The organism is Geodermatophilus sp. SYSU D00697, assembly GCF_054050175.1.
Map to the genome: position 1 here is coordinate 34,731 of NZ_JBJGYV010000006.1, position 20,770 is coordinate 55,500.

At 74.2% G+C, this 20,770-nt stretch carries 26 protein-coding genes; 8 read left to right on the forward strand and 18 right to left on the reverse strand.

Annotated elements, in window-relative coordinates:
• The first annotated feature begins 117 nt into the window (after window positions 1-117).
• From ACI79C_RS07395 to panB, 5 genes are all read left to right on the forward strand, one after another.
• Window positions 118-348 (forward strand): heavy-metal-associated domain-containing protein, encoded by a 231-nt coding sequence (locus ACI79C_RS07395; protein ID WP_456944986.1) that lies wholly within the window; start codon window positions 118-120, stop codon window positions 346-348.
• A 29-nt stretch (window positions 349-377) separates the two neighbouring features.
• Window positions 378-815: a hypothetical protein gene (locus ACI79C_RS07400; protein ID WP_456944987.1), complete on the forward strand. Its 438-nt coding sequence runs from the start codon at window positions 378-380 to the stop codon at window positions 813-815.
• A 119-nt stretch (window positions 816-934) separates the two neighbouring features.
• Window positions 935-1,768, forward strand: a complete 834-nt coding sequence (locus ACI79C_RS07405; RefSeq protein ID WP_456944988.1) for a slipin family protein — start codon at window positions 935-937, stop codon at window positions 1,766-1,768.
• A 49-nt stretch (window positions 1,769-1,817) separates the two neighbouring features.
• Window positions 1,818-3,656, forward strand: a complete 1,839-nt coding sequence (locus tag ACI79C_RS07410; RefSeq protein WP_456944989.1) for an NAD+ synthase — start codon at window positions 1,818-1,820, stop codon at window positions 3,654-3,656.
• On the forward strand, window positions 3,653-4,483 hold the full coding sequence (gene panB, locus ACI79C_RS07415; protein ID WP_456944990.1) for a 3-methyl-2-oxobutanoate hydroxymethyltransferase: 831 nt from the start codon (window positions 3,653-3,655) through the stop codon (window positions 4,481-4,483). The genes ACI79C_RS07410 and panB overlap by 4 nt, the downstream gene beginning before the upstream one ends.
• Window positions 4,484-4,562: 79 nt before the next feature.
• Here the strand turns inward: panB and npdG are convergent, their stop codons facing one another.
• The 3 genes from npdG to ACI79C_RS07430 all read right to left on the reverse strand — a co-directional run bounded on the left by npdG (window position 4,563) and on the right by ACI79C_RS07430 (window position 6,032).
• Complete coding sequence (gene npdG / locus ACI79C_RS07420; RefSeq protein ID WP_456944991.1) at window positions 4,563-5,258, reverse strand: NADPH-dependent F420 reductase; 696 nt, start codon at window positions 5,256-5,258, stop codon at window positions 4,563-4,565.
• 71 nt (window positions 5,259-5,329) lie between these two features.
• Window positions 5,330-5,512 carry a hypothetical protein gene (locus ACI79C_RS07425; protein ID WP_456944992.1) on the reverse strand — a complete coding sequence of 61 codons (183 nt, stop codon included), beginning with the start codon at window positions 5,510-5,512 and terminating at the stop codon, window positions 5,330-5,332.
• A 46-nt stretch (window positions 5,513-5,558) separates the two neighbouring features.
• The gene (locus tag ACI79C_RS07430; RefSeq protein ID WP_456944993.1) at window positions 5,559-6,032 is read right to left on the reverse strand and encodes a cupin domain-containing protein; all 474 of its coding nucleotides are present in this window, start codon (window positions 6,030-6,032) and stop codon (window positions 5,559-5,561) included.
• 119 nt (window positions 6,033-6,151) lie between these two features.
• Between ACI79C_RS07430 and ACI79C_RS07435 the strand changes: the two genes are divergently transcribed.
• Together ACI79C_RS07435 and ACI79C_RS07440 are read left to right on the forward strand one after the other, a co-directional pair.
• Entirely contained in the window at window positions 6,152-7,297 is a 1,146-nt protein-coding gene (locus tag ACI79C_RS07435; protein ID WP_456944994.1) for a diguanylate cyclase, read from the forward strand.
• Window positions 7,298-7,363: 66 nt separating this feature from the next.
• On the forward strand, window positions 7,364-8,674 hold the full coding sequence (locus tag ACI79C_RS07440; protein ID WP_456944995.1) for a M24 family metallopeptidase: 1,311 nt from the start codon (window positions 7,364-7,366) through the stop codon (window positions 8,672-8,674).
• Here the strand turns inward: ACI79C_RS07440 and ACI79C_RS07445 are convergent.
• Genes ACI79C_RS07445 through ACI79C_RS07475 form a run of 7 tightly spaced genes read right to left on the reverse strand, consistent with a single transcriptional unit; the run spans window position 8,658 to window position 13,102 of the window.
• Window positions 8,658-9,674: an SDR family oxidoreductase gene (locus tag ACI79C_RS07445; RefSeq protein ID WP_456944996.1), complete on the reverse strand. Its 1,017-nt coding sequence runs from the start codon at window positions 9,672-9,674 to the stop codon at window positions 8,658-8,660. The two genes, ACI79C_RS07440 and ACI79C_RS07445, sit on opposite strands and share 17 nt — an antisense overlap.
• Window positions 9,675-9,718: 44 nt before the next feature.
• The gene (locus ACI79C_RS07450) at window positions 9,719-10,141 is read right to left on the reverse strand and encodes a ChaB family protein (RefSeq protein WP_456944997.1); all 423 of its coding nucleotides are present in this window, start codon (window positions 10,139-10,141) and stop codon (window positions 9,719-9,721) included.
• 31 nt (window positions 10,142-10,172) lie between these two features.
• A complete protein-coding gene (locus ACI79C_RS07455; RefSeq protein ID WP_456944998.1) occupies window positions 10,173-11,057 on the reverse strand; it encodes an alpha/beta fold hydrolase in 885 nt (294 codons plus the stop codon).
• 4 nt (window positions 11,058-11,061) lie between these two features.
• On the reverse strand, window positions 11,062-11,454 hold the full coding sequence (locus ACI79C_RS07460; RefSeq protein WP_456945154.1) for an acyl-CoA thioesterase: 393 nt from the start codon (window positions 11,452-11,454) through the stop codon (window positions 11,062-11,064).
• Window positions 11,451-11,681: a hypothetical protein gene (locus ACI79C_RS07465; RefSeq protein ID WP_456944999.1), complete on the reverse strand. Its 231-nt coding sequence runs from the start codon at window positions 11,679-11,681 to the stop codon at window positions 11,451-11,453. The genes ACI79C_RS07460 and ACI79C_RS07465 overlap by 4 nt, the downstream gene beginning before the upstream one ends.
• Window position 11,682: 1 nt before the next feature.
• Entirely contained in the window at window positions 11,683-11,940 is a 258-nt protein-coding gene (locus tag ACI79C_RS07470) for a DUF2795 domain-containing protein (protein WP_456945000.1), read from the reverse strand.
• Between the two features lie 28 nt (window positions 11,941-11,968).
• A complete protein-coding gene (locus ACI79C_RS07475) occupies window positions 11,969-13,102 on the reverse strand; it encodes a baeRF2 domain-containing protein (RefSeq protein ID WP_456945001.1) in 1,134 nt (377 codons plus the stop codon).
• A 138-nt stretch (window positions 13,103-13,240) separates the two neighbouring features.
• Between ACI79C_RS07475 and ACI79C_RS07480 the strand changes: the two genes are divergently transcribed.
• Window positions 13,241-13,585: a hypothetical protein gene (locus ACI79C_RS07480; protein WP_456945002.1), complete on the forward strand. Its 345-nt coding sequence runs from the start codon at window positions 13,241-13,243 to the stop codon at window positions 13,583-13,585.
• Window positions 13,586-13,652: 67 nt separating this feature from the next.
• Here ACI79C_RS07480 and ACI79C_RS07485 read toward each other — a convergent pair whose 3' ends face one another.
• The 8 genes from ACI79C_RS07485 to ACI79C_RS07520 form a co-directional block, all read right to left on the reverse strand.
• Window positions 13,653-14,540 carry a type II secretion system F family protein gene (locus tag ACI79C_RS07485; RefSeq protein ID WP_456945003.1) on the reverse strand — a complete coding sequence of 296 codons (888 nt, stop codon included), beginning with the start codon at window positions 14,538-14,540 and terminating at the stop codon, window positions 13,653-13,655.
• Entirely contained in the window at window positions 14,540-15,481 is a 942-nt protein-coding gene (locus ACI79C_RS07490; protein WP_456945004.1) for a type II secretion system F family protein, read from the reverse strand. The genes ACI79C_RS07485 and ACI79C_RS07490 overlap by 1 nt, the downstream gene beginning before the upstream one ends.
• Window positions 15,481-16,914 carry a CpaF family protein gene (locus ACI79C_RS07495; RefSeq protein WP_456945005.1) on the reverse strand — a complete coding sequence of 478 codons (1,434 nt, stop codon included), beginning with the start codon at window positions 16,912-16,914 and terminating at the stop codon, window positions 15,481-15,483. Before ACI79C_RS07495 ends, ACI79C_RS07490 begins: the two co-directional genes overlap by 1 nt.
• 28 nt (window positions 16,915-16,942) lie before the next feature.
• Window positions 16,943-18,133, reverse strand: coding sequence for an AAA family ATPase (locus tag ACI79C_RS07500; RefSeq protein ID WP_456945006.1), 1,191 nt, complete (start codon window positions 18,131-18,133; stop codon window positions 16,943-16,945).
• Window positions 18,130-18,918, reverse strand: coding sequence for a Flp pilus assembly protein CpaB (gene cpaB / locus ACI79C_RS07505; protein ID WP_456945007.1), 789 nt, complete (start codon window positions 18,916-18,918; stop codon window positions 18,130-18,132). Before cpaB ends, ACI79C_RS07500 begins: the two co-directional genes overlap by 4 nt.
• 9 nt (window positions 18,919-18,927) lie before the next feature.
• Window positions 18,928-19,899, reverse strand: coding sequence for a pilus assembly protein TadG-related protein (locus tag ACI79C_RS07510; protein ID WP_456945008.1), 972 nt, complete (start codon window positions 19,897-19,899; stop codon window positions 18,928-18,930).
• On the reverse strand, window positions 19,887-20,282 hold the full coding sequence (locus ACI79C_RS07515) for a TadE/TadG family type IV pilus assembly protein (protein ID WP_456945009.1): 396 nt from the start codon (window positions 20,280-20,282) through the stop codon (window positions 19,887-19,889). The genes ACI79C_RS07510 and ACI79C_RS07515 overlap by 13 nt, the downstream gene beginning before the upstream one ends.
• A gap of 100 nt (window positions 20,283-20,382) precedes the next feature.
• Complete coding sequence (locus ACI79C_RS07520; RefSeq protein ID WP_456945010.1) at window positions 20,383-20,595, reverse strand: Flp family type IVb pilin; 213 nt, start codon at window positions 20,593-20,595, stop codon at window positions 20,383-20,385.
• Window positions 20,596-20,770 lie beyond the last annotated feature (175 nt).

Here is a 20,770-nt window from a genome sequence, read left to right on the forward strand (position 1 = left end):
GGACCGACGACCGGCACACCCGGCGAGCAACCCGGTGATCCTCCCGGCGCGAACGCCGGTGCCGCGACCGGAGGCTCGGGTCGTCCGATCCACGACCCCCCAGGGAGCACCGCCGTGATGACCAGCACGCCGCGCACGTTCGTCGGCGCCACCACCTTCCGCGTCGCCGGGATGACCTGCGCCCACTGCGAGCGCGCGATCCGTGAGGAGATCGGCCGGGTCGCCGGCGTCCGCGGCGTCGAGGTGGACCTGTCGACCGGGGCCGTCACCGTCCGGGTCGACGCCGCCGTCGACCGCGCGGACATCGCCGCCGCCGTCGGCGAGGCCGGCTACGCCCTCGTCCCCTGACCTCCCCCTCCCTCCCCAGGAGTCCCCCCGTGACCGCCACGCAACAGTCCCCCTCCTCGTCCCCGACCCCCCACGACTCCCGGCGGCGCACCCGCACGCTCGTCCGGCACTACCTCGAGATGCTCGTCGCGATGGTCGTCGGCATGGTCGCCCTGCACCCCGTGTGGGACCTCGTCCTCGGCGCCTTCGGCGCCGGCGCCGTCCTCGACCGGCCCGAGCCGATGGCCCTGGTCATGGCGACCAACATGACCATCGGGATGACCCTGGTCATGCGCTGGCGCCGGCACGGCTGGCGCGCCTGTGCCGAGATGGCCGCGGCCATGTACCTGCCGTTCGTCCTCCTCTTCGGCCCGATGTGGGCCGGCGTGCTGTCCCCCGGCGGCATGCTCCTGTGGGGGCACGTCCTGATGCTGTTCGCCATGGCCGGCGCGATGGCGCTGCGCCCCTCCGAGTACGCCCACTGCTGAGCGCGCGGGAGGCCCACCCGCGCCCGGCTCGGATCTAGCATGAGAGTGCCGTCACGAGGGCGCCGCGGCCACGGGCGCGACCCACGCGTCCGGCCGCGGCGCCGCCGGCGGAGGACGACATGGACGCCGTGCTGGGGCTCCTGGCCATCATCGTCGTCGGGCTGGTCGTGCTGCTGGGTGCCAGCGTCCGCGTGGTCACCCAGTACGAGCGCGGGGTGGTCCTGCGGTTCGGCCGGCTGCAGGGCGACCCGCGACCGCCGGGACTGACCTTCATCCGGCCCGGCGTCGACCGCATGCACAAGGTCAACATGCAGATCGTCACCATGCCGGTGCCCGCGCAGGAGGGCATCACGCGCGACAACGTGACGGTCAAGGTCGACGCCGTCGTCTACTGGCGGGTCTTCGACCCGGCCCGCGTGGTGGTCGACGTGCAGAACTACCAGGCGGCGATCGGCCAGGTCGCCCAGGCGTCGCTGCGCTCGATCATCGGCAAGAGCGACCTCGACGACCTGCTGTCCAACCGCGAGCGGCTCAACCAGGGCCTGGAGCTGATGATGGACAGCCCCGCCGTCGACTGGGGCATCCACATCGACCGGGTCGACATCAAGGACGTCGCGCTGCCGGAGTCGATGAAGCGGTCGATCGCCCGGCAGGCGGAGGCCGAGCGCGAGCGCCGGTCCCGCGTGATCACCGCCGAGGGCGAGCTGCAGGCCTCGCAGAAGCTGGCCCAGGCCGCCTCGGTCATGAGCACCCAGCCGGCCGCCCTCCAGCTGCGGCTGCTGCAGACGATGGTCGAGGTCGCGGCGGAGAAGAACTCCACCGTCGTGCTGCCGTTCCCGGTGGAGCTGCTCCGCTTCCTCGAGCGGGCCACGCCGGAGGTCCCCGCACCCGGGGCGGTCAACGGCGTGCCGGCCCCCCGGACCCCGGCCCCGGCCGGACCCGAGCCGGGCTGACCCCTCCCCCGCGTGGCCGGGCACCGGGGTCGGGCACGAGACTGACCGGGTGACTGGACAGCAGGTACAGCTGCGGGTCGGCCTGGCTCAGGTCGACACCCGCGTCGGGGACCTCGACGGCAACGCCGACCTGGTGACCCGCTGGACGGCGCAGGCCGCCACGGCCGGCGCGCACCTCGTCGTCTTCCCCGAGATGACCCTCACCGGGTACCCGCCCGAGGACCTGGTGCTGCGGGAGTCCTTCGCGACGGCCAGCGAGCACGCCCTCGTCGACCTCGCCGCGTCGTTGGCCGACCAGGGCCTCGGCGGGACCGCCGTCGTCGTCGGCTACCTCGCGCACACCGAGGGCAGCGGTCCGGCGCCGGTCGACGAGCCGCCGACCGACGACGACCGCCCGGCCGACGCCAACCCGCGCCGGGGTGCGCCGCGCAACGCCGCCGCGCTGCTGTACGGCGGCGAGGTCGTCGTCCGCTACTACAAGCGGCACCTGCCCAACTACGGCGTCTTCGACGAGGCGCGCTACTTCGTGCCGGGCACCGAGCTGCCCGTCGTCCGCCTGCACGGGATCGACGTGGCGCTCACCGTCTGCGAGGACCTGTGGGTGGAGGGCGGACCGTGCGGCGTCGCGGGCCAGGCCGGCGTCGACCTGGTCGTCTCCCCCAACGCCTCCCCCTACGAGCGGGCCAAGGACGACCTGCGGCTGCCGCTGGTCCGCCGGCGCGCCGCCGAGGCCCGGGCGACGATCGTGTACTGCAACCAGGTGGGCGGCCAGGACGAGCTGGTGTTCGACGGCGACTCGATGGTCGTCGCGCCGGACGGCGAGCTGCTGGGCCGGGCACCGCAGTTCGTCGAGCACCTGCTGACCGCGGACCTGTCGATCGACCCGTCGTCGGTCCCCGAGCGGCGCGAGGGCCGGATCGGGCCGATGACCGTCACCCGGCACGTGCTCTCCGAGGAGCCGGTGCCGGCGTTCGACGCACAGCCGCCGTCGATCGCGGCGCCGCTGGAGGACTGCGAGGAGGTCTGGCGGGCGCTGGTGCTGGGCCTGCGGGACTTCATCGACAAGAACGGCATGCCCTCGGTCGTGCTCGGCCTCTCCGGTGGCATCGACTCGGCCGTGTGCGCCGCGCTCGCCGTCGACGCCCTCGGCCCCGACCGCGTGTACGGGGTGGGCCTGCCCTCGAAGTACTCCAGCGAGCACTCGCTGGCCGACGCCGAGGACCTCGCCAAGCGGACCGGTCTGCACTACACCGTCGTCCCGATCGCGCCGATGGTCGACGCCTACCACTCGCAGGTGGAGCTCTCCGGCGTCGCGGCGGAGAACCTGCAGGCGCGGGTGCGCGGCACCCTGCTGATGGGCCTGTCCAACCAGCACGGCCACCTGCTGCTCACGACCGGCAACAAGAGCGAGATCGCGGTCGGCTACTCCACGCTCTACGGGGACTCCGCGGGCGGCTTCGCCCCGATCAAGGACGTGCCCAAGACCCTCGTGTGGGAGCTGGCGCGCTGGCGCAACGCGTCCGCCCGCGACCGCGGGGAGACCGAGCCGATCCCGCAGAACTCGATCGACAAGCCGCCGTCGGCCGAGCTCGCGCCCGGGCAGGTGGACACCGACTCGCTGCCCTCCTACGAGGAGCTCGACGCGGTCGTCACCGACTACGTCGACCGCGACCTCGGGATGGCCCAGCTGCTCGAGCGCGGCCACGACCCGGAGGTGGTCGCGCGGGTGCTGCGGCTGGTGGACGCCGCGGAGTTCAAGCGCCGGCAGTCGGCACCGGGAACGAAGATCAGCCTGAAGGCGTTCGGCCGGGATCGGCGCCTGCCGATCACCAACCGCTGGCGGGAGAGCCTGCCCAGCGTCCGCGAGGGAGCGGCATCACACACATGAGTGAATCGGTGCTCTACGGCGGGACCTCGACCGCCCGGGTGCGCGTGCACCACCTGCAGCAGGCCAAGGAGCGGGGCGAGAAGTGGGCGATGCTCACCGCCTACGACACGACCAGCGCGTCGGTGTTCGAGGAGGCCGGCATCCCCGTGCTCCTGGTGGGCGACTCCGGCGGCAACGTCGTCCTGGGGCTGGACAGCACGGTCCCGGTGACGGTCGAGGACATCCTGCTGATGACGCGAGCGGTCACCCGGTCGACCAGGCGGGCGCTGGTCGTCGCCGACCTGCCCTTCGGCAGCTACGAGGCCGGCCCGCAGCAGGCGCTGGCCACCGCCGTCCGGCTGATGAAGGAGGGCGGCGCGCAGGCGGTCAAGCTCGAGGGCGGGACGCGGGTCGCTCCGCAGATCCGGACGCTGACCGAGTCGGGCATCCCGGTGATGGCCCACATCGGATTCACGCCGCAGAGCGAGCACACCCTCGGCGGCTTCCGGGTGCAGGGCCGTGGTGTGGGCGCCGAGCAGCTGCTGGCCGACGCGCACGCCGTCCAGGAGGCCGGGGCCTTCGCCGTCGTCATGGAGATGGTCCCGGCGGCCCTGGCCGCGCAGGTGACCAAGGAGCTGGTGATCCCGACGATCGGCATTGGGGCCGGTGTCGACTGCGACGCCCAGGTGCTGGTCTGGCCGGACATGGCGGGGATGACCGGCGGGCGGGTGCCGCGGTTCGTCAAGAAGTACGCCGACCTGCGGGCCGAGCTGCTGCGCGCGGCGCGGGAGTACGCCGATGACGTCCGCGCCGGCACCTTCCCGGGCCCGGAGCACTCCTTCGAGTAGCCCCGCCGGTGATGTGCACCTGTGGCGCGTTCTCGCCCCGAGAGGCGCCACAGGTGCACATCGCCGAGGGCCGCAGCCCTCAGACGTCGGTGACGCGGATGCCGGCGTGCGCCTTGTACCGGCGGTTGACCGAGACCAGGTTGATGGTCAGCGCCTCGACCTGGCGGGCGTTGCGGAGCCGGCCGGCGTAGATGCCCCGCATGCCGGGCAGCCGGCCGGCCAGCGCCTGCACCGTGTCGGTCGCCTCGCGCACGTCCCCGACGACCATGACGTCGCCGTCGAGGGTGGGGCGGGAGAGGTCCTCGAGCAGGACGGCGGAGAGGTGGTGGAACGCCCCCACCACGTGGGAGTCGGGCAGCAGCGCGGCGGCCTGCTGGGCGACCGACCCCTCGGGCACCTCGAGGGCGTAGGCACCCAGCTCGTCGAAGGCCATCGGGACGACGCAGTCGACCACGACCTTGCCGGCCAGCGGGGTGACCAGCTCGGCGAGGGTGTCGGCGTGCCCCGCGTACGGCACGGCGACGATCACCAGGTCCGCCGCGCCGGCGACGTCGACGTTCGACCCGCCCTGCACCGACACCTCGGCGCCCCCGGACGCGGCCGCGGCCCGACCGGCGACCTCCTCGGCCACCGCGGCGGCCCGCTCGGCGTCGCGCGAGCCCAGCAGCACCCGCTGACCGGCCGCGGCCAGTCGCACGGCGAGCCCCCGGCCCTGCGGACCCGTGCCGCCGATCACCCCGACGACCAGGTCCTCGCCCGAACGTCCGTCAGTCACGTGGCCACCTCCCGCGCCGCCGGACCGCCCGGCGTCCCCCGCCGATCATGCCGGTGCGGCGGCGCGGCCCCTCAGTCCCCTCGCCAGTCGCGGTCCTCGGCGGTCAGCTTCTCCTCGCGCTCGGCCACCGACTGCAGCGCGTGCTCGGCCTCCTCGCGCGTGGCGTACGGGCCGAGCCGGTGGCGCTCGGCGCAGCCGTCCCGGTCCTCGACGGTGTGGTGCTTGAGGCAGTAGAACCACGGCCCCTGCGGCATGTGCGCCTCCTCGCGATCGCAGGCTGGGCACCCCACCCTGCCACCGTCAGACGTCGACCATCACCTGGTCGTGGCGGGCGTAGAACGCGGTCATCTCCTCCGGCGACAGCTGCCGGCCGCTGGTGCGCAGCTCGGCCATCTCGGCGAAGAACTGCTCGCGGGCGATCCCGGGGGCGAACAGGATGAGGAAGGTCGCCGGCTCGTCGCCGTCGTTGCGGAAGCCGTGCACACCGCGCTCGTGCACCAGGGCGAAGTCGCCGGCCCGGTGCGGCGCCCACGCGCCGTCGGCGAAGACGGTCAGCTCCCCGGAGAGCACGTAGAAGGACTCGGAGAACGTCTGGTGGTAGTGCGGCGCGGCTCCGGCGCTGCGCGGCGCGACGGTGTACTCGACCAGGCCGAAGCGCCCGGCGGTCACCGAGCCGGGGGCCACCATCCGCAGCGAGCTGGCCGGCCCGTTGGGGACCAGCGGGTGGTCGGTCAGGGTCCGGACGACGACCCGGCCGGGCTCGGGGTGCGACATGCCCGCCACCCTGGCACCGGGCGCGGACGGCGTCGACCGGGGCGCCCGGGCCCGGGGGACACGGAACGGCCGAGGCTCGCGACGTGCCACGGAGGACGCCGGTAGGGCATGCTGCGTCCGTGACCAAGTGGCGACGCATGGACACCGACACACCGTTCGAGGGATCGGACGTCGCCGTGAGCCGCGGCATGGAACGGCGGGTCGCCGTCATGACGCTCGCCATCGTCACGTTCCTCGGTGGACTGGTCGGCTGCGTCTCGTTGGTCGTCGACGGCACGGTGCACCCCGGCACCGCCCGGCTCTGGTACGCGGTCGTGATGATCGGCTGCCTGGCCGTCTCCCTGCCCCTGGCGGTGCGGGAGCGGGTCGGCCCCCTGACCACGTCCGGCCTGGTGCTCCTGGGCCACCTGGTCTACGTGGTCACCGTCCTCGCCATCGAGCAGCCACGGCACGCGCCGCCGCTGCTGCTCCTGCTCCCCTCCTTCGTCGCGGCCTGGTTCCTGGGCCCGTGGATGGTCGGCGTGAGCATGGCGATGACCGTGTTCTCCAGCGGCACCGCGCTGATCCACACCGAGGGGCTCACGCCGGGGGTCCTCGCGCAGTGGGCGATGGCCGCCGGGGTGCTCAACGGCGCGTCGTTCGGTGTCTACGTGCTGCGCCGCCGGGTGCAGCGGCTGCTCGCGGCCACCCAGGCGATGTCCCACCAGGACCCGCTCACCGGCCTGTCGAACCGCCGGCACCTCGTCGAGCAGGCGCCGCGGCTGTGGCGCCAGGCTCGCCGCGAGGGGTCGCGCGTGGCGGCCATGGTCCTCGACCTCGACCACTTCAAGCAGCTCAACGACGCCCACGGTCACGCTGCCGGGGACGCGGTGCTCCGGGCGGTCGCCGGGTCCCTGTCGGCCACGGTCCGGCCCAGCGACGTCCTGGCGCGCATCGGCGGCGAGGAACTGGTCGTGCTGGGGCTGGTGAGCGACTCCGCCGAGGCGGCGCGGCTGGCCGAGCGGCTGCGCCGGGCAGTGGCCGGCAGCCGGTCCGACGACGGTCACGCGGTGACCGCATCGGTCGGCATCGCGTTGGTCCGGCCGGTCGACGGGGAGGACGCCACCGACGCGATGTGGCGGCTCGTCGACCGGGCCGACGGCGCCATGTACGAGGCCAAGCAGGCCGGGCGGGACCGGGTGGTCGCCGTCCTCCCCCGCCAGCGCACCGTGCGCCTGCAGGACAACCGCCCGCACGAGGGCAGCCCCGCCGCCGAGCCGGCCTGACGGAGGACCCCGCTGCCCCTCACCGCTCGACCGGTGAGGACGCCGGTTCTCTGGTTCCCTGTCTCCGTGACCCTCGTCGCGCCGGACCCGACCCGCACGGTGCCGCTGCCGCTGCGCGAGCAGGCCGACGTCCGGGAGCGGTGGCTGACCCAGCGGCTGCTGGACCTGCTGCCGGGGCTCATGGACCGCGCCGGCATCGACCTGTGGCTGGTGATCGGCCGCGAGTACAACGAGGACCCCGTCCTCGCCACGCTGCTCCCGGCGACCTGGCTGTCGGCGCGGCGGCGCACGATCCTGGTGCTGCACCGCAGCGACGACGGCGTCACCGCGGTCGCGGTCTCCCGCTACCCCGCCGGACAGTTCCTGCCCGCGTGGTCCCCGGAGGACGACGGCGGTCCGCGCACGGAGGCCGCACAGTGGGCGGAGGTGCGCCGCATCGTGGCCCAGGCCGGCCCGCGCCGGATCGGGATCGACGTGTCGGCCGACTTCGCGCTGGCCGACGGCCTCTCGCACACCGAGCACCGGCTGCTCACCGAGGCGCTGGGGCCCTTCGCCGAGCGCCTGGTGTCGGCCGAGGACCTGGCGGTGGGCTGGCTCGAGACACGGCTGCCCGAGGAGATCGCCGCGCTGCGCGGACTCAACCGGCTGGTCCGCGAGGTGGTCGAGGAGGCCTTCTCCCCGGCGGTCCTGACCGTGGGCGAGACGACCGCCACCGACCTGGCGTGGTGGCTCCGGCAGCGGCTGGCCGACCTGGGCGTCGAGCCCTGGTTCCAGCCGGTCGTCGACCTGCAGCGCGCGGGCGTGCCGCCGGCCGCCGAGCGCGGCGCGCTGCTGCCCGCCGTCCCCTACGACGTGCCGGTCGAGCCCGGGGACCTGGTGCACTGCGACGTCGGGCTGTCCAGCCTGGGGCTCCGGACCGACAGCCAGCGCAACGGCTACGTCCTGCGGCCGGGCGAGACCGACGCCCCTCCGGGGCTGCGGGCGGCGCTGGCGGCGGGCAACCGGCTGCAGGACCTCACCGTCGCCGAGCTCGTCGTCGGCCGCACCGGCAACGAGGTGCTCGCCGCCGCCCGCGCGGCCGCCGCGGTGGAGGACATCGACGGGGACGTCTACTCCCACCCCGTCGGCTTCCACGGCCACGGCGCCGGACCGGTGATCGGCATGTGGGACGACCAGCGCGGCGTCCCCGGCGCCGGGGACCGTGTGCTGCACCCGGACACCGTCTACGCCCTCGAGCTCTGCGTGCGCGTGCCGGTGCCCGAGTGGGGCGGCCAGCCGGTCCGGATGGCCCTCGAGGAGGGGATCGCGCTCACCGCGGAGGGCGTGAGCTACCTGGGCGACCGGCAGACCGACCTGGTGCTCATCCCCGCTCGCTGACGCCGGGGCCACCCGAGGGACGCCGCCGGATCGCGCGCAGCAGGAGCTCCCCCGGGCGCAGCACCGCGCCGGCGACCCGCGTGACCGGGCTGGTCTCCAGGACGGAGTCGGCGAACTCGCCGCGCACCCGCCCGGGCCCGGACGTCGGGGTGTCGAGGATGTCGGTGCCGGTGTCGGGCCGGTCGGTGGTCTGCAGCTGCCGGCCGGTGACGGCGAGGACCGCGTCGGTCAGGGCCGGGCTGAGCCGCTGGCCGGCGAGGAAGCCGAGCGCCGCGTCGCCGACCGGGATCTCCCGGCGCGGGTGCGTCGAGGCCCGCACGATCGCCTCGGCCACCAGTTCGGGTGCGTACACCGGCGGCGGCGGCTTGGGCATGGAGCCGAGCTTCGTGCGCGCGTGCTCGAAGAACGGGGTGGCGATGCCGGCCGGGAGCACCGTGGCCACCGCGACCGGCGAGGTCGCCTCGGCCAGCTCCATCCGCAGGCAGTCGTAGAAGGCCCGCAGGGCGAACTTGCTCGCCGAGTACGGGGCGTGCAGCGGGACCGCCCGGTAGCTCTCCACGGAGCCGATGCCGATCAGCACCCCGCCGCCGGCTCGCTCCAGCGCCGGCACGGCGGCCTGCGCTGCGGCGACGTGGCCGAGGAAGTTGACCTCCAGGACCCGGCGGAACTCGTCGAGGTCGATCTGCTGCACCGAGCCCCAGATCCCCACGCCGGGGACCGTGACGAACGTGTCGATGCGGCTGAAGCGCTCCTCGGCGGCCGTCACCAGCGCCTGCACGGCCGCGGCGTCGGTGATGTCGGTGGGGACGGCGACCGCCTCGGCCCCGGCCCGGGTCAGCTCGTCGACGAGGGTGCCCAGGGCCTCCTCGCCGCGGGAGGCGACGACGATCCGCGTCGCTCCCTGCCGGGCGAACTCCAGCGCGGCCGCCCGGCCGATGCCGCTGGAGGCGCCGAGGACGACGACCACCTGGTCACTGACGGGGCGGGGGGTTCCGGTCACCCGCCCCGGCTACCCGCGCCGGGCCGGGAGGGAACGCGTCCGGCTCACTTCTCGCGCGCCTTGCGCGTCTCCTCGTCGTTCGCCTTCTTGATGGCGTCGACCAGCTCGTCCTTGGTCATGCTCGACCGGCCGGGGACGTCGAGCTCCCGCGCGATGTCCATGAGGTGCTCCTTGGTGGCGTTGGCGTCGACGCCGCCCTTGGTCTCCCGGTTCGTGTCGCGGCCGCCCTCGGCCTGCGGGTCGCTCGGGCCCTTGTGGTCCTTGGGCTCCCAGTGGTCGCCGACCTTCTCGTGCGTGTGCTTCACCGCCGACCACGCGACCTGGTTGGCCCGCTGCTCGTCGTCGTAGGAGTCCATCGCCGAGTCGTGCGCCTTGGCGAAGGTCCGCTGCGCCTTCTCGTCGGACCGCTGCAGGGTGCTGGGGATCTCGCTCTGCTTCGCGTCCCCGCTCTTCGTCGTCTTCGGCATGGCCCTGCACTACCCCGTCGCCCCGGGCCGATCACCCGCGCAGGAACGGGACCAGGGCCGCCACCAGCTCGTCGGGCGCGTCCTCGGCCATGTGGTGGCCGCTGTCGACCGGTCCTCCACCGCGCAGGTCGGTGGTCCAGTCCGCCCAGATGGCCAGCGGGTCGCCGTGCAACTGCTCGAGGTCGTCGCGCACCGACCAGAGCACCAGCGTGGGGCAGGTGACCCGCCGGTCGGCGGCGCGGTCGGCCTCCTCGGCGGCGCGGTCGACGGTGAGGCCGGCCCGGTAGTCCTCGAGCATGGCCCGGACCGTGTCCGGGTCGGCGATCGCGCGGCGGAAGTCGGCGTGGTTCTCCGGGCCCATCCGCTCGGCCCTCCCCGGTGCCAGTGCGCCGTACCAGGCGTCGGGGTCGGCGAGGATCGCCCGCTCCGGCTTGTCGGGCTGGGCGAAGAAGAACCAGTGCCACCAGGCGGTGGCGAAGCGCGCGTCGGCGCGGTCGAGGTGCTCGACGATGGGGACGCAGTCGAGGACGGCGAGGTGGGTGACCGCCTCGGGGCGGTCCAGCGCCGTCCGCAGCGCCACGTAGCTGCCCCGGTCGTGCCCGACGACGGCGAACCGGTCGTGGCCGAGGGCCCGCATCAGGGCCACCACGTCGGCGGCCATCGCCCGCTTCGACGCCTGGGCGTGGTCGCCGGCCGGGGGCGGGGCGGTGGAGGCCCCGTAGCCGCGCAGGTCCGGGCAGACGACGGTGTGCCCGGCCGCGGCCAGCCGCGGCGCGACCCGGTGCCAGGTCGTGTGGGTCCGCGGGTGACCGTGCAGCAGCACCACGGGCGGGCCCGACCCGCCGCTGCGCACCCGCAGCGTGACACCCTCGGCCACGTCGACCCGCTGCTCGGCGAAGCCCGCGAAGAACGCCACCGGCTCAGTCCACCCGGAAGCCCGACCAGTGCGCGCGCTCGCCGTCGGTCATCTCCCGGCTGGTGTCGGTGGCGAAGTCGAACTGCACCATGACGACGTGGGCGCGGATGGCGACCCGGTCGTCCTGCACCAGCTCCTGGCGCACGGTGAGGGACTTGGTGCCCAGCCGGGTCACCCAGCTGCGCACGCACAACCGCTCCCCGACCCGGTAGTACAGCTGGCGGAGGTAGTCGACCTCCAGCCGGGCGAGGATCAGTCCCCGATCGCCGGACGACCCCTCGGCCATCGCCAGCCGCGCGTCCTCGAGCAGGCTCAGTGCCCGGGCGTGGTTGACGTGGCCGAGGGAGTCCGGGTCCGACCAGCGCAGCTGGACCGGGTGCTCGTGGACGCCGCTCAGGGCAGGTCCGCGGTCTCGGCCGACTGCCGGTGGGCGCCCTGCGCGTCGTCCGGGTCGGTGTGCACCGTCCGCTCCTCGGACTCGGCCAGGATCACCTCGGCCGCCACCTCCTCCATGCCGCTGCCCTGGAGGCCCTCCTCCTCGGGCAGCAGCTGGGACCGGGTGCGGACGTTGTCCTCGGTGACGTTGGCCAGGGCCTCCCCGCTCGGCTCCTTGTTCGTGGTCATCTCAGAAGCGCTCCTGCTCGGTGCCGATGCCCAGGGCGCGGGCGACGTCCTGCACGTTGGTGAACTCCTCCCCCGACGGCAGCCGGCGCAGGTCGGCGAGCACCCGGTCGGGGGCGTTGCCCTCCTGCGCCTTGGCCACGAGGGTGTCCCGGTCCGCGGGCCACACCTCCTTGCCGAGGGCCTCAGCGAGCGCGGCGCGGCGCTCGACGTCACCGGTCGAGGTGCCGGGGGACGTGGCGGGCTGGTGGGGGTCACTCACGACGTTCTCCTCGTCGGTCGGGGCGTGGTCACTGGGGCGACGGCGTGGAGTCGTCGGTGTAGCGGAGGACGGCGGCCACCGGGATGTCGCCGGGCATCGCCGCGCGCGGCACGACGACGACCGCGGCGCTGCTGGCGACGGCCGCGGCGAGCAGCGCACGATCGGCGGGGACCGAGTGCACCTCCTGCACGTTGAGCGCGTCCATGTCGCCCTGGTCGACGCCGAGCTCCAGGGGTGCGGCGCCCACCAGGAGCTTCTCGTCGTCGGGCTGGTCGGCGAGCACCAATGTCTCCACCTGGCCCTTGCGGAGTGCCTCGACCACGTTCGCCGTGCCGGTGACGGCCAGCCCGTGTGCGCCGGCCGACGAGATCTTCTCGACGGTGTCGGCCTCCTCGTGGGCCTCGCGCTCGGCCACCAGCTCGGCGGCGCGCCGGTCGACCGGCTCACGGTCGGCGCCGGCGGCCCGGCCGCCCTCGTCCATGGAGACGATGAGGTCCGACCACAGGTCGCTGGCGCGGTCGGTGAGGATCTGCCGGGCGCGCATGTCCCCGGCCAGCAGCACGAACTCCGGGTGCAGCCGGCGGACCAGCGAGGCGATCCGCTCGGCGACGTTGTCGGCGTTGTGGATCCACTTGTTCTCGGCGTTGTGCTGGTAGCGGTGGTGCGCCCAGCCGCCGCCCTGGAACTTGCGGATCTGGAAGCTGTCGCCCTCGACCTCGTCCTCGATCTCCGGCCGGCCGACGAGGCTGGCCACGGAGATGTCGGCACCGACCCGGTCGGTCACGACGACGATGTGCGGCACGCGGCCGGGCAGCTGGCGCAGGACCGGCAGCAGGTCCGGCGCGGGCGAGTACTCGGCCACCTCCTGCCGCGGCGCGTCGACCAGCGGCTGGTCGAGGACGACGAAGCCGTCCGCGGCGACGACGAGGGCGCGCCCCTTGAGGGTGGCGATCTCCCCGCCGTCGTTCGCCTCGAGGAGGCGGCTGCGGACCGCCTCGACGACCGCCTCCGGCGCGCCCTGTTCGCTGAGCCGCTCCGCGATGGCGCGGACCCGGAGGTCGACCTCCGTGTCGGCGTTCTCTGTGGTGTGCGTGACGTCGGCGCACACGGTGGCGTAGGGCCCGGAGGCGGTGAAGACCTGCTCCAGGAAGGACACGTCCATGGGGTGGGGACCACTCCTCGATCACTGTCGACGATGAACAGCAGGACCCGCTGTGGGGCGCTCCGCTCCCGCCGCCTACCCACCGACCGTGCCCTCACACCCGGTGTCGGATCGACGGGAACGGGTAGGCCGACCCCCATGACCGAGCACGACCAGCTGCCGCTGCCCGACTACGACCATCTGCCGGTGGAGGGGCTCACCTCGCGCATCCGCACCCTCGACGCGACCGGTCTCGAGACGCTCCTGGAGTACGAGCGCGCGCACGCCAACCGGCTGCAGGTGGTGACGATCATGGAGAACCGGCTCGGCGCGCTGCGGGAGGGCGCCCAGCCCTCCGGCGGCGACCCGGCCGCCGCGGCCGTCGACGACCCGGTGCACGCCGCGGCCGGCTCGAAGGTCTCCGGGGCGACCACGGGGCCGGTGATCAACCCGCCGTCGCAGGGCGACCCGACCAACCCCGCCCAGCCCCGCTCCACCGGCTGAGCCACCGCCCGGGACCGGCGCCCGGCGGAGGGTGGGAGCGCAGCGGACCCGCGCTCCCACCCTGCGTTCAGCCGCTGAACGCGTCGACGATGTCCAGGGCGGCCGGTCCCAGCAGCACGATGAACAGCGTCGGCAGGATGCACAGGATCAGCGGGAAGATCACCTTCACCGGGATCTGCATGGCCTTCTCCTCGGCCCTCTGCCGGCGCTTGAGCCGCATCTCCTGCGCCTGGGTGCGCAGCACGTCGGCGATGGAGACACCGTAGGCGTCGGCCTGGACGACGGCGCGGATGAACCGGCGCAGGTCGGGCACCGCCGTCCGCTCGGCCAGGTCGAGGTAGGCCTCGCGCCGCGGCCGGCCGACCGCGATGTCCTGCAGCGTGCGGACGAGCTCCTCGGCCAGCGGCCCCCGCCCGTTGCGCCCGGCCCGCGCCACCGCCGCCTCGAACCCCAGACCGGCCTCCACGGCGATGGTCATCTGGTCGAGGGTGTCGGCCAGCTCCACCGCGATGGCCTGCTGTCGCTCCTGGCCCCGGCTGTACAGCAGCAGCTCCGGCACCACGTAGGCCACGCCGGTGACCACCACGGCCATGAGCACGGTCAGGGCACCGGGACGAGCGACGACGACGATCAGCCCGAGGGCCCCCGCGACCGCGGCCAGCACCAGCTTCGCCGCGACCAGTCGCGGCACCGGCCACTCCGCGGGACGGCCCGCGGAGCCGGCCAGCCGGTTGAGGCGGGCCACCGTGCCGGCCGGGGTCAGGGCCCGGGTCAGCCGGGGCAGCGCGCCCCGGCGCTGCCGGACGGCGACCGGCCCGGCCGGGTCGAGTCCGCGGCTGAGGTTGGCCCGCGCCCGCGCGGCGGCGTCCTGCGGGCGGGCGAACAGAGCCCACCCCAGCAGGGGCAGGGCGAGGGCCACCGCGATCGTCGCGGCGTACACGGGAACCGGTGTCATCAGAACCTGATCCGGACGGTCTTCGTGAGCCACAGCGCGCCGACCACGAGCAGCACCACCGCGATGCCGGCCATGACGTACCCGGCCAGGCTCGACGTGAAGGCGGACAGGTAGTCGGGGTTGACGACCGACAGGAACGAGATGACCCCGAACGGCAAGGCCATGAGGACGATCGCCGAGAGCTTGCCCTCCGCCGACAGCGCCTTGACCTGGCGGCGGATGGCGTTGCGCTCGCGGATCGTGTGCCCGACCGTGTCGAGGACCTCGGCCAGGTTGCCCCCGACCTCGCGGTGGATGGCGATGGCCTGGGCGATCCACCGGAAGTCGTCGCTGTCCATCCGCTCGGCGACCTCGTCGAGGGCGTCGCCGAGGTCCCGGCCGACCCGGGTCTCGTTGACGATGCGCGCGAACTCCTCGCACGTGGGTGCGGCGGCCTCGGTGGAGACCGAGTCGACCGCGCGGAGCAGGCTGTGCCCGGCCCGCAGGCTGCTGGCCATGAGTTGGAGCGCGTCGTCGAGCTGGTCGGCGAAGGCGGCCTGTCGACGGTGCGTGCGGACCGCGATCACCAGCCGGGCGGCGAGCGGCGCCGCACCGGCGAGGACGGCGGCCAGGAGCACCCCGCCCAGCAGCGCACCGAGCGCGCCGAGCACCAGGGTGGCCAGTCCGACGAGCAGCACGACGTCCGGCAGGGACATGGCCACGCCGGCCCGCTCCAGCGCGGCGGCGCCGGCCGCGATCCGGCCACGCCTGACCAGCACCCGCTCGACGGCGGCACCGGCGGCGGCCGACGCGCCGGCCAGAGCCGACGCGGGTGGCGCGACCGTGGGGTCGAGCCGGCTCAGCGGCACGCGTCGCGAGCCGGCCGGGAGGACGACCAGCGCGACGAGCAGCAGGGACGCGGTGACGGCGAGCAGCCCGAGCAGCAGCAGGGCCGGCGACATCAGGCCCACCCCCGCCGCACCGGGTCGACGACCCCGAAGACCCGTGGCGACAGGGTGATGCCGAGCTCGTCGAAGCGGTCGGTGAACCGGGGCCGGACGCCGGTCGGCACCGGCTTGCCGAGGAACCGGCCGCCCGCGTCGACGCCGGCGGAGTAGTCGAACAGGAAGGCGTCCTGGAGGGTGACCGTCTCACCCTCCATCCCCTGCACCTCGGTCACGTGGGTGACCCGGCGGGTGCCGTCGCGCAGCCGGGTCAGCTGGACGACGACGTCGACGGCCGAGGCGATCTGCTCGCGGATCGCACGCAGCGGCAGGTCCATGCCCGCCATCAGCACGAGGGTCTCCAGCCGGGCGATCGCGTCGCGCGGGGAGTTGGCGTGCACCGTGGACAGCGACCCGTCGTGGCCGGTGTTCATCGCCTGCAGCATGTCCAGGCTCTCCCCGCCGCGGCACTCCCCGACCACGATCCGGTCCGGCCGCATCCGCAGCGAGTTGCGCACCAGGTCGCGGATGGTGATCGCGCCCCGGCCCTCGATGTTGGGTGGCCGCGACTCGAGCCGGACGACGTGTTCCTGCTGCAGCTGCAGCTCGACGGCGTCCTCGATGGTGACGATCCGCTCGTCCTCGGGGATGAACGAGGAGAGGACGTTGAGCAGGGTGGTCTTCCCGGTGCCGGTGCCACCGGAGACGATGATGTTCAGCCGGGCCTCGACGCAGGCGTGCAGCAGCTCGGCCATCTCCGGGCTCAGCGTGCCGAAGCCGATCAGGTCGTCGACGCCGAACGGGTCCTTGGCGAACTTGCGGATGGTCAGCGTCGACCCGCTGAAGGCCAGCGGCGGGATGATCGCGTTGACCCGTGAGCCGTCGGCCAGGCGTGCGTCCACCAGCGGTGAGGACTCGTCGATCCGCCGTCCCACCCGCGACACGATGCGGTCGATGACCCGGCGCAGGTGCTCCTCGGAGGTGAACCGCGCGCCGGTCCGGACCAGCTTGCCGCCCTGCTCGACGTAGACGTTGTCCGGACCGTTGCACATGATCTCGGTGACCGTCGGGTCGTCGAGCAGGCGCTGCAACGGTCCGAAGCCGAGGACGTCGTCGGCCAGCTCCCCGGTCAGCCGCTGCCGTTCCTCGCTGCTGAGCGGGATCCGCTCCTCCTCGACGACCTCGTCGAGCTCGCCGAGCACGAGAGCCCGCAGCTTGTCCTCGGACAGCGACGGGTCGTTCATCCGGTTGCCCATGCGCTCGAACAGGGCCTTGGCGACCCGGTCCTTGAGCTTGGTCAGCGCGTCGGTCGGTGGCGGGGCGGCCGGGGTCACCGGCCGGGGCGCAGGGACGGCGGACGGGGTGGCCGGCACCGCGACGGGGGGCGCCGCCGGGGCGTCCGGCGCCGCGGAGCGCCCCTGGACGGCGGCCAGGCGGGCAGCGAGGTTCACGGGGTCCTCCGGACCGGCGGAGCGGGGTTCACGACGCCGCCCGGTGCCTGGCCCGGTAGCGGCCGGGCTTCATCAGCGGGGTCGCGGCGAAGCGGGCGACGAGCCGGCGCAGCTCCTTGACCGCCGGGTCCTTGCGCCCGCTGGCGAGGATGGGCACGCCCTGGTTGGTCGACGCCGGCACCGCCGCGGAGCGCGGGATGACGACGTCCACCCCCGTGCCGATCGCCGTCTCGACGTCGCGCACCGACAGCCCGCCCTTGGCGTCGGCGAGGTTCATGACCACGTGCCGCCCTGCCGGGATCATGCACAGCTCCCGCAGGACGTCGAGCTCCTTGCGCAGCCCCCGGACGCCGGGGACGTCCATGCTGCTGAGCATCACCACGTCGGTCGCCCGGTCGAGCGCGGCCAGGGTCTGCTCGGACAGCCCCGGAGCGGTGTCCACGACGACGTAGCGGAACTCCCGGGCCAGCGCGGTCAGCAACCGGGTGACGTCGGCGCCGGTGACGGTGTCGCCGGCGGCCGGTGACTCGGCCCCGCACACGGCGTAGAGGCCGCTCGGGTGCTGGGTGAGGAAGGTCTTGAGCACCATCGTGTCCTCGCTGGCCGGGCCCTGGACGGCCTCGGGCAGCGTGTGCTCGGGGACCAGGCCCAGGGCGGAGGCGACGTCCCCGAACTGCACGTCCAGGTCGACCAGCACCGTCGACTGCGGCGCCGCAGCGGTGAGGCCCAGCGCGAGGTTGGCGGCGATCGTCGTCTTGCCGACCCCGCCCTTGGGCGAGGCGATGGTGATGACCCGCCCGGTGTAGCGGGCGGTCTCCTCCAGTGGGCGCAGCACCCGCCGCCGGCCGGCCGCGGCGGCGCCGGCCCGTTCCACGGCGGCACGGATCCCCTCGGCGTCCGCGCCCGGGGTCAGCAGGTCGCGGATGCCGGCCCGCATGGCCGCCTGCAGCATCTCCGGCACGGGCTCGGCCAGCAGGACGACGCTGATGCCGGGGCACTGGACGTCCAGCCGCTCGGCGAGTGTGAGCACCTCCTGCGGCGGCGCGAGCGGTCCGATGAGCAGTACGTCCGGCAGCTCCCCGTCGAGCAGCTGCTCGAACAGCCGCGCCGGGTCGCCGGGCAGGCGGCCGGGCGGGAGGACCTGGACGTCACCGTCGACCGCGGCGTGGACCCTCCTGGTGAGCTCGTCGTCCGCCGCGGCCAGGACCACGCGGCTCACTCGGAACCCCCGTAGACGGTGCCGACGCCGGCGAGCAGGTCGCCGTAGACGTTCCCCTGGGTGACGATCCTGGTGTCGTCGACGTCCGCTCCCTCGGGCTCGAGGGCCAGCCACACGGTGCCGTGCTCCATGCCGAAGACGACGAGCTCGGCGTCCCGGGACGGCACGGCGAGGGTCACCATCAGGCTCCCCGTCGGGGCCGCGCCGCCCGAGGAGGCCGTCTCGACCCCGTCCTCGGTCTCGGGTGCGGGAGCGCCCTGGACCTGGGTGACCAGGACGCCGTGCAGGGTCGCGTGGGTGACCCCGATCTTCTTGCCGGCGTCGTTCTCGAGGTCCATGGAGATGTAGACGCCGATCTCGTTCCCGGCCGCGAGCCGACCGCCGACGGCGCGCTGCGGCTCGAGCAGCACGCTCACCTCCGACGCGCCCTCGGGTGGCGGCACGGTCCCGGGGAGGGCCATGTCCTCGGGAGCGGTGAACCGGCTGGCCAGCAGCTGCTCACCGGGCTGGAGGTCGGCGATCGCCACCTGGCCGGCCAGCGCGGACAGGTCGGTGACCCGGCCCTCGACGGCGGCCTTGGCGGGCAGCTCCTCGGTGCGCACCAGGTCTGCGATCTCCTCGCCGGCCGTCCCCTCGGGGATGAGCCGGTCGACGACGAGCACCTCCACGGTGCGCACGCCCGCGAGGGCGCGGGCGTCGGCACCGCGCACGTAGGCCAGGAGGACCACGGCGCCGGCGGCGGCGAGGACGAGCGCCGCGACGGCGGCGAGGAGTCGGCGTCTCACGGAGTGCCCCTATCTGATGAGTCGGAGGACGGACGCCCCGGTCACCGGCGCGCTGGGGTCGTAGTCGAAGCGGTCGGACATCTCGACGAAGCGGGTGAAGTAGCCGCTGACGCAGCGCTCGTTCCCGCCGCACGGCCTGGGGCTGGAGCTGAACTGGCCGCCGAAGTGGTAGCCGGTGATGCGGAAGGCCGCGTAGGCGTAGACGTGGTACCAGGCGTTGCTGCCGGTGTCCCCGGAGGCGTCGAAGAGCGGCAGGAGCACGGTCTGGCCGACCAGCGAGGCGACGTAGGACGGCTGGCACACCGACGGCGGGGTGTTGCCCGTGGACGAGTACGAGCGCTCGCCGCGCGCACTGGCCGCCTCGCAGGTCCCCGGTGGGGTGTCGAGGTAGGCGAAGCCGCCGGGGACGACGTTGCGCGACGGCCCCGTGCAGCCGACCGTGTCGGACGTCTTCGTGAAGTAGATGGTCCTGACGGCCGTACCGGACGGCAGCCCACCGCCGGTCTGCTGGGAGAACTCGCACCAGGAGAAGGTCAGCGGCAGGACGGCGGTCCCCCGGCTGGGACCGCCCCAGGCGACGGTGGCGGTCGCCTGGACCTGGGTGGCGTCGTGGCCGAGGACGGGCGCGAACCAGTGCTCGGTCGGCGTGCTGCTGGTGACCGTGACGCTGGTCGGGTCGCTGCCGAGCAGCGGCGGGGCCGCGTCGGCGCCGCCGAGGTTGGCGTCGACCAGGCTCTGCGCGGTGGCCCGCATGTCGCCGCAGGCGCCCATCGCGCAGTCGCGGGCGACGGCGAGCGCGGCGGCGTCGGCCGCGGTCTGCAGCCGGGCCTGCTCGGCGTACATCGCCCCGACGTCCACGGCGATGGCGGTGAAGCCCAGGACCGGCACGAGCAGCAGGGCGACGAGGACCGCGGTGGACCCGCGCTCACCGGCGAGCCGGCGGCGGGCGCGCGCGAACCGGCGGGCGGTCAGCCGTTGCACCGCATGACCCCCGTCCCGGTGAGGTCGATGCTCGCGCCGAAGAAGTCGGTGAGGAACGGCATCGGGTAGTCGATGGTCACGCGGACGGTGGCGGGCCCGGACGTGGTCGTGGGGCAGGAGGCCGGCGTGATCGCGATCTGCGCGTCGGTGATCGCCGGGTCGAGCGTGGGGGCCGCGGTCCGGACGGCGGTGCGCGCGGCGGCCCTGTCGTTCTGCAGCGCCATGACCCGGGCGCCCTCGCGGGCCGCGGCCGACAGCGTGCCCTGCACCTGGAAGGCGTGACCGAACTCGGCGATGCCCAACACCAGGACCAGCAGGAGGGGCAGCACCATGGCGAGCTCCACCGCCGCGGCCCCGTGCTCCTCACGCATGCGCTTGCGCACGTCCCCCTCCTCTCCGTGGTCGTCGTCCGCGCGTCCGTGTGCGGCGGCGCAGCGGCTCGCCGGGGGAGAGAGCCGCTGCGCCGCGGTGGCCTGGGGCGGTTCAGCCCTCGCCGGCGCCGTTGAGGGCTGCGGAGATCTCGCGGAACAGCCCGTCGAGCTCGTCGCCGAGCAACATGACGGCGCCGATGATGAAGACAGCGATCAGGCCGACCATCAGGCCGTACTCGACGGCGGTGGCGCCCTTCTCCTCGCGCTGGACGCGGTCCTTGGCGAGGGAGACGAGGGTGAGGAGGGTGGCGAGCGGGTTGAACACGGGGACTCCCGGGGGGATGGGTGCCGAGCCGGTCCGGATCGGTCGATCCGGCCTCGCGGCAGTGAGGGAGCCGTCGGACAGGTCGTGCGCCGACTTGAGGGGCATCCACCCGGTCGGCCGACACACACCCCTCTCCCGGGCGTACCTCGACGTCCCCGCTGACACCGCGTGACAC